We start from the raw sequence: 7979 nt of genomic DNA on the forward strand, positions 1-7979 counted from the left end.
AAAGACGTGGCCCTGCTGACCGACGGGCGTTTTTCAGGCGGAACAAACGGCGCGGCCATCGGGCATATTTCGCCCGAAGCGGCGGACGGCGGCATTATCGGCCTTGTGCGCGAAGGCGACATGATCCATGTCGACATTCCCGGCCGCAAGCTTGACCTGATGGTGGCTGAGGACGAACTTGAACGTCGCCGCGCGGCCCGCACCGTGATGGAAAAGCGCAGCCCCTATCCGGTGCTGCGGCGTTATGCGCACCTTGTCAGCTCCGCAGCCAACGGCGGACGCTACAGGGATATCTAAAGCCGTTTGTCTTACAAATGTTCTCGTGTGTTTTTATTGGGCCGCCTGTGAGGCGGCCCTTCTGCATCCCCCAAAGAATTTTTAATTACCATGTGGCGTAAGGCTCGCGATGCATACTGCGGAAGCCCTGTTGATCTAAAAATGATATTTGTAATAATTTTGAAATATGCATTTCACAGTTAAAATGCCCACTCGTGGGCGAGTCCCAGGGGCGGCTTGACGCGAGCGGTGAATGACACTACATAAACGGCTGCTAACACTTTTTTAAAACCTCAACAGGATCAGGCCAAATGAAGAATTCCCGCTAAAACATGCTGTGATGTTTTGCCGTGCAGAGCACGGGGGATGGATGCCCCCGATGGTTCTTCGGCATGCGGGAATTTCGCTTTACCTGGTTTTGCCTCTGGCGTTCTCCATTCTTTATGGGATGTAGACGTGCATTTGGAGACTGCGGAAAGGAAATTTCCAGCAGTCTTTTTTTATGCGCACTTCGTGAATACGGAGGCCAGACGCCCAGGAGGTTTCCTGTATGGCTTTGATCAGTATTTCCAGTCTTGATTTTGCCCACCCCGGAGGATTGCAGGTTTTTGACAGCGTATCACTACAGCTTGATACGGGCTGGAAGCTTGGCCTGATCGGCAGAAACGGACGCGGTAAAACCACGTTTTTGAAGCTACTGTGTGGTGAATACCCGCATCGCGGCTCTATTCATACGCCGGTGGAGATGGATTATTTTCCCTTTGCCGTGAAAAATACGGAGCAGAGTGGTCTGGATGTGGCCCGAAACATCTGTGCCGGCCTGGAGAAGTGGCGGCTGGAGCGAGAGGCCTCGCTGCTGGAGCTTTCTCTTGAAGCACTTGCACGGCCGTTTCGGACGCTAAGCGGTGGTGAAGCCACCAAGCTTCTGCTGGCGTCGCTGTTTTTGCGAGGAAATAATTTTCTGCTTATTGACGAGCCCACCAGTCATCTGGATATCAAGGCGCGCCGGATAGTTGGAACGTACTTGCAGGCCAAGAAAGGCTTTATCCTGGTTTCGCACGACCGGGTTCTTCTGGACGGCTGCATTGACCATGTATTGTCCATTAACCGTGCAGGAATAGAGCTACAGCGCGGCAACTTCAGTTCGTGGCAGACTAATCGCGAACGGCGGGATCAACAGGAACTGGCGAACAACAGCAGGCTCAAAAAAGAGATAGCACGGCTGGAGGAAAGTGCCAGGCGCAGTGCCGACTGGTCGCGAGCGGCCGAAAAAGGCAAATTCGGCAATGGGCCGGTGGACCGTGGGTTTATTGGACACAAAGCGGCCAAGATGATGCAGCGGGCCAAAACCGTGGAATCCCGGCGCGGTAAGGCTGCGGATGAAAAAAAACAGCTTTTGCGTAACCTGGAGAATGATGCTCCGCTGTCCATGCGGCCCCAGACGTTTCACAGCAGGCGCCTTGCAGAGTGCCGGGGCTTGTCTTTCAGCTATGGCGATGTGCCTGTGCTGCGGAAGATTTCGTTTAGCATCATGAGCGGAGAACGTCTGGCACTGTCCGGTAGAAACGGCAGTGGAAAATCCACGTTGCTGAAGCTTTTGGCCCGGAAATTGACGGAATTTCAGGGAACCATGTACCTTCCCGGCGGTTTGCGCATTTCCTGCGTCCCGCAGGATGCCTCCTTTCTGGCCGGGAGCCTGAAAGACTTCACCCGTAAACGGGGTATTGATGAAAGCCTGTTCCGGGCGGTGCTGCACCGCTTCGGTTTTGAACGAAGCCAGTTTAGTACAGATATGAGCGGGTTCAGCGCCGGTCAGAAAAAGAAAGCGCTTCTTGCAGCAAGTCTTTGCGAAGAGGCACATTTGTATCTTTGGGATGAGCCGCTGAACTATATCGATGTGATTTCACGGGTGCAGATAGAAAACCTGATCCTGGAATATCAGCCGAGCATGGTACTGGTTGAACATGATCAGATGTTTCTGGAGCGTGTAGCCACGGAGACGCTGCACCTCTCGCCTGTTGACGGATAGTGCATTCCCGTGCCGCGCTGCCGTAGCGACTTGCCCAGCGCCGCAGCCAGATTCCGTTTTGGCGGGCTGGCAGCATGGGCCTGCATCTCGTATGCCGGTTTGAAAGGCCACCGATTTTGTTCTACCTCATTACAGGGAAGGCAAGAGAAGCATGCGTCAAAGCGGTCTTGTCTGCCGGGTCTACTGGACGGCATATACGGTTGCCTGGCGTCCTCTGCTCCTCTGGCCTCTGGTGTTGAAAAACTGTTTGGATATTTGTTTCAGGAGGTCTCATGAAGTTGAAAACATCAATCCTGCCGCTGATTGCCCTTGTTCTGGCTCTGGCGTTCTCAGCAGGTCCGGTCCGGGCCGCGCAGACAGAAGCCAGGGCCTTTTTTGCCCCGGACGGCGGCATCCGGGAGGCGGTCATCGACCACATCAACAGGGCTGAAAAGTCCATTCATATCCTGTCTTACTATTTTTCTGAGCCCCGCATAGCCAAAGCCCTGGGCAAGGCTGCCGGGCGCGGCGTAAAGGTGGAGGCCGTGCTTGACGCCAAGGGCGGCGGCAAGGACAAAAATCCCTATCTGGCGCAGCAGCTCAAGGATGCCGGGGCCGCCGTCTATATGGACGGCAACCACAAAACCATGCACAACAAAGTCGTGATATATGACGGAAAAACAGTGCAGACAGGCAGTTACAACCTGCGCAAGGGCGTGGACAAAAAGAATGCGGAAAATGTGCTGTTCATCACCTCGGAAGACGTGGCCGCGCAGTATCTGAAGGATTTTCAGAAGCACAAGGCCCATTCGCGTCCATATTGACACACGGTCGGGCAAGGGCTGCGCGTTTCGCATGCGTGAGGGCTCTGGCTGAAGGCACGGCATGAGATTGCGACGGCCCGACATACCTTTCCGCTTGGCGGCACAGATAAAAATAGTCCGCTTTCCCTCAGGAAAGCGGACTAGGGCAGATTAACCTTGAAATGTTTCACATTTCAAGGTTTTCATTCAGTCGAAAAATGCGATTTTCGGCTGAATCCACGCCACATTGTGGCGTGCAGCACTTTCGTGCAGCGGTAGAGCATTTACACTTTTTCAAAGTTAAAATGTTCTATTGCTGTTTTCAGGCGTGCCGAATGCCAGAGCAGGCTTGATTTGCAGCGGCTCCGGCGGCTCGCGGGCAGACTATTGGCTGCAAGGCGTGTGCGCTGTTACGCGCTGTAGTGAACGCCAGAAAACTTTGAAAAATCAGATGCTCAAAGGTAAAACGCCCTACTTGGCGCTTTTTGCCAGCACGTCCAGCATCAGCGCATCGGGCTGCTTGGCGCAGGCGTCCAGGAATACCTTGAGGGTTTCGTCATTTTCCAGAATGGAAGCCTGGGTTTTGTTTTTGCCCCTGTTATAGCCATCCAGCCAGATGACAAAGCCACTGCCGTTGTCGGGGTCGTCATTGTAATTCTTGCAGGTGGTCTTATCCGCCTGCCAGGTTCCCTTTTCGGGCGTGGGCTGCGCCTTGCGGGCCTTGGCCCATACGTCGGCCACCTTGTCGGTGGGTTTTGCCTGACAGTAGGCATACACTTCCGTAAGTATGGGAGCCAGAATTTCAGGGTGCGCCACGGTGTCGCCCAACCCGGCACTGACGTAGCCATCGATCTGCAATGACTCAAAAATGGGCGGCTGCCCACCGTCCGTCATGGGGATGGTCACAAGCTCGGCACAAATAAAGGAATCGGGGGCGATTTTTTCGTTGTCGGCCTGGGCCGCCAGAGGCAGGCCAAGCAGCAGGCAACAGAGAACAAGAACTTTCTTCATGAAAACTCCCTATGGTGAAAGACTAGTTCTTCCATTACCCACAGGGGCGCGTCTGTCAACAGCCAATATGTCTGCGAGGAGCCTGATCCATATTCCCTTCCAGCATGTGGACGCTGCGCCCGGCCAGTGCCGCATAGTCCGGGTTATGGGTAACCATGACTATGGTCAGCCCCTCACGGTTCAATTCCTGCAAGAGTTGCATGATGGCGTCGCCCGTGACCATGTCCAGGCTGCCGGTAGGTTCGTCGGCAAAAAGAACGCGGGGCGCGGCGGCAAGGCCACGGGCAATGGCTACGCGCTGTTGTTCGCCGCCGGAAAGGGCAGAGGGCAGGCTGTCTTTTTTATGCTCCAGCCCCACACGTTCAAGGCACGCGGCCGCCCTGCGGCGCATTTCTTCCGGTATGCCGCGAAAACTGTTGGCCCCGGGCAGCAGCACGTTTTCCATCACCGTGAGGTAGGGCATAAGGTGATGCGCCTGAAAAATCATGGCAAAGGCGCTGTTGCGCAGATGGTCGCGTTGCTTTTCGCGCATGGCCCGCAGGTCTGCCCCTTCAAAAAGCACTTGGCCGCTGTCAGGTTCGGTCAGGGTGGAAAGCACGTTGAGCAGGGTGGATTTGCCCGAACCGGAACGGCCTGTGACAGCCACAAACTCTCCCTGCTCAATACGCAGGTTCACGCCGCGCAGTACCGGGGAAGACACGCCACCCGCATTATATGATTTAACTATATCAATGGCTTCAAGCATGTATTCATCCTCTTGTGCGGCTACAGCGAAGTAAGGGCCGCCGCCGGGTTGGCGCGGGCAGCCTTGCAGGCGGGAAAGGCGGCGGCAAGCACAGCCAGCGCCCCGGCAAGCAGGCCATAACCGAACATGGCGGCCGGGGAAAAGGCCGGGTAGGCGGCGGCTTCTAGCTGCATGGCGACCAGAACCTTGCCGCCTGCCAGATACCCGGCCACATAGCCGAAGGTTCCCGCCAGAAAGCCTATGACCAGGGCTTCAGCCGCAAAAATGAAAAAGACCGCCTGGCGCGAAAAACCCACGGCACGCAGCAGGCCGATCTCTTTGCGCCGTTCGTTGACGGACACAAGCATGGACATGACCACCATCACACAGGCGGAAAAAAGAATGACCACCGTGACCACAAGGGCCATGTTCTGCGCAAAGGAGATGGAATACATGCGCTGGGCCACCACCTGACGCAGGGCGCGTATGTCCTGCCCCGGCAGGGCGGCTTCCAGTTCGCTTACGATGTCTTCAATGGGGCAGCCCGAGCAGAGCGCTGCCACCTCGATAAAGCCTGCGGCGTCTGGTGCGTTGAAAAGCTGCTGCGCCGTGCCGATGGGCGCAAAAAGCACGTTGTCGTCGTCGCTGCCCGTGGGCTGAAGCACTCCTTCCACAAGAAAATGCTCGTCATTGAGCAGAACGGTCTGTCCCGGAGCAAGGCTCAGGCGTTGGGCAAGGGCTGAGCCGGCCAGAAGCCGGTGAGCGTGGGAAAATTCTGTGCCTGTTTCTGACGGGGACGGATTGGCTGAGGTGCTGTCGCCGTGGGGGGGCATGCCGTGTCCAGCAGGGCGCACGCCCATTGGTGCGGTCTGTGCGTTTGGCTCTCCCGATTCTTTGCTTCCGTTCTGTCCGGCGGTTGCGGCGTGCATGGCCTGATCATTTCGTGCCGGAGCCGTTGCGGGCATGGTGTCCGCAGGCGTTGCTCCTGCGGCATTGGCGGCGTGGCGGGCGTGTTCCTCCTCCATGCGGCGCATGAGCGGATCCGGGGCGTGCATGCCTTCAATCCCCGGAATGTTTCCCTGCACACGCCAGAACTGCTTGAGGTCAAGTTCGCTGGAAAAGTCCACGCCCACAAGCGGCACAAGGACGTCGGGAGCCTGGGCCTGCGCGGTAAACGAGGCCAGCCCGGCGAGCTTGGGGGCCACCACGGAGATTCTGTCCTTGAGAGGAATGGCCGCAATGGCGCGCAGTGTTTCAGCCAGAGGGATGCGTCCGCTGTCTACCAGCGCGTTGCCCAGAGGGATGCCGCCGTAAGAGATTTGCAGGCTTTCACGCTTGGGCGTGATGGCGATATTGGCCCCGAAGGCGCTGAGCTTTTTTTCAAAGCCTTCGGCCACGGAGGAAGAAACGTTGTTAAGTGCCGTAATAGCCGCCACACCAAGAAGAAAGACCGAAAGCAAGGCGGCGGAGCGCCCCCATTTTTGCCGCAGGCAGCGCAGCGGTATGGTTATGATGTTCATAGGTTACAGACCCTTGAAAAATCTGACGCCGTCCCGCAGTTCCTCTGCCGGGACAACAACGGTCTCTCCCGAAACCGTAAAGTTTACAGGGTGGGGATTGCAACCGCCCTTGCGCAGGCCGATACGTTCGATGGGAAAGACCATGCCGCATTTCTGGCAGGTCATGGCGTCGCCTGTCTGCTTGTAGCCCTTGCCTGCCTGCCAGCAGGCGTCACAGGCGTCCAGAGCAAGGCGCACCCTGCCTGCGGCATCCCGCAGGGTAAAGAAGATAACGTTGGTTCCGTCCACATTGACCTTGTAGAAGGCCGCTTTTCCGGTGACCCCGGCAAGGGGCAGACTTACGGCTTCGTCTTTTATTTCCAGTGTGGTTTCACGGCTGAAAAGACTGCCAAAGGGGCCGGCCTTGGCCGGGGCCGCCATGAGCATACATGCCAAGGCAAGCAGGCAGGTACCCAGGACGCGATACAGGAACTGCATGGATCTGCGGTCAGGCAGGGCGGCGGTTTTGGTTGTCGTTACTCTGGGGGCCTGCCTGCCGGCAGGGCGGGCGCGTAAGAGCAAGGGGATTTGGGGGCGGTGCTGAAACATGTATCCTCCATCTGCCGCGTAGGGCGTATACATACTTTTTTAGTATGAGAACATGTTTCGGCAAAATTTGCCAGCCATTTTCTTTCTTTTTGATATTCGCTGGTTTGCAGGTATTGGGCTGAGCGATCATAGAGCCTGAGGCTTCATGCCAGAGCGGTTATTGTATGGCGCAATGCTTTTAGAGCAATTTTACTTTAGAGCAGTTTCACTTTGAAATTGCTCTGGCGACTGCGCGAGCAGGTGCCCGCCGCGAAGGCGTAAGCGCGATTTATTTGCGCGGTTAAACGCCGAAGCGAGCGTGTTTTAAACTTTGAAAATGTACATTTTCAAAGTTAATCTGCTCTAGAGCTGTTTATTTGCGCGGCTAAGCGCCGGAGCGACCGTTCCGTACGCTTTGAGGATGTCTATTCTCTACGTTAAAATGCGCTATTGTCGGCAGGCGTTTGCGCGGCGGATGATGCGAGGAATGACGCGCTGAATGGCGTGTGGAGTGAGCTTGTTCTTCGCACGGTGGGTTGCCGCCCTGCGGGGTGGGAGGCTTTCAGCTTCTGTTCTATTGGCCGCCTGCGCGGCGTGCGGCAAGGCGGGGCCGGTTATGGGGCTTCGCCCCCTTCTCGGCCCCCCTTGCATCCCCCCCGAAGCACCCCCCCTTCAGGTTTTCAATTGCCGTGCGTTCGCGAGGGCTGCGCGTCTTGTGCTTCGGGAGCTTCCCGCCCTTCGGTCGGGTGATCTCCCTGCGCGCCGCGCAATGCCATCGTGCGCTCTTGCTCTGCATGAAGGCCGTGGAGCGTCTGCCCGCTTGGGGGACGCCAAGGAGCGGCAACAGCTTGTTCCCTGTTGCTGACTTGTGAAGGCAGCCGCCCTGCGGGGTGGGAGGTTTTCAATTTCTGCGTTTTGGCCGTCTGCGATCGGTTGCAGCCCATAGAGCAGTTAACGAATGAAATGAGTTAACTGCTCTGCAAGGATTTTCTTGAAAATCCTTGCCACGAAATGCGAGAAGGCAGGCTTTTGCCTGCCGTAAGCGAGCATTTCAAGTGTTAAATGCTCTA

The 7979-nt window shown here is 56.6% G+C and carries 6 protein-coding genes and 1 pseudogene; 3 read left to right on the forward strand and 4 right to left on the reverse strand.

What is annotated here, in order from left to right; genetic code table 11:
• The 3 genes and pseudogenes from V6C07_RS02765 to V6C07_RS02775 form a co-directional block, all read left to right on the forward strand.
• Positions 1 to 297 (forward strand): annotated as a pseudogene (locus V6C07_RS02765) (dihydroxy-acid dehydratase domain-containing protein); the annotation flags it as partial.
• Positions 298 to 826: 529 nt separating this feature from the next.
• On the forward strand, positions 827 to 2305 hold the full coding sequence (gene abc-f, locus V6C07_RS02770) for a ribosomal protection-like ABC-F family protein (protein ID WP_333534854.1): 1479 nt from the start codon (positions 827 to 829) through the stop codon (positions 2303 to 2305).
• A 272-nt stretch (positions 2306 to 2577) separates the two neighbouring features.
• Positions 2578 to 3108 (forward strand): phospholipase D family nuclease, encoded by a 531-nt coding sequence (locus tag V6C07_RS02775; protein WP_333534855.1) that lies wholly within the window; start codon positions 2578 to 2580, stop codon positions 3106 to 3108.
• 450 nt (positions 3109 to 3558) lie between these two features.
• Here V6C07_RS02775 and V6C07_RS02780 read toward each other — a convergent pair whose 3' ends face one another.
• The 4 genes from V6C07_RS02780 to V6C07_RS02795 are packed head-to-tail and all read right to left on the reverse strand — an operon-like array spanning position 3559 to position 6930.
• Positions 3559 to 4098 carry an HdeA/HdeB family chaperone gene (locus V6C07_RS02780; RefSeq protein WP_333534856.1) on the reverse strand — a complete coding sequence of 180 codons (540 nt, stop codon included), beginning with the start codon at positions 4096 to 4098 and terminating at the stop codon, positions 3559 to 3561.
• A 55-nt stretch (positions 4099 to 4153) separates the two neighbouring features.
• Positions 4154 to 4843: an ABC transporter ATP-binding protein gene (locus V6C07_RS02785; RefSeq protein ID WP_333534857.1), complete on the reverse strand. Its 690-nt coding sequence runs from the start codon at positions 4841 to 4843 to the stop codon at positions 4154 to 4156.
• Between the two features lie 20 nt (positions 4844 to 4863).
• Positions 4864 to 6342 carry an ABC transporter permease gene (locus tag V6C07_RS02790; RefSeq protein WP_333534858.1) on the reverse strand — a complete coding sequence of 493 codons (1479 nt, stop codon included), beginning with the start codon at positions 6340 to 6342 and terminating at the stop codon, positions 4864 to 4866.
• 3 nt (positions 6343 to 6345) lie between these two features.
• The gene (locus V6C07_RS02795) at positions 6346 to 6930 is read right to left on the reverse strand and encodes a DUF2318 domain-containing protein (protein ID WP_333534859.1); all 585 of its coding nucleotides are present in this window, start codon (positions 6928 to 6930) and stop codon (positions 6346 to 6348) included.
• Positions 6931 to 7979 lie beyond the last annotated feature (1049 nt).

Source organism: Desulfovibrio sp. 1214_IL3152 (assembly GCF_036763055.1).
Taxonomy (GTDB): Bacteria; Desulfobacterota; Desulfovibrionia; order Desulfovibrionales; family Desulfovibrionaceae; genus Desulfovibrio.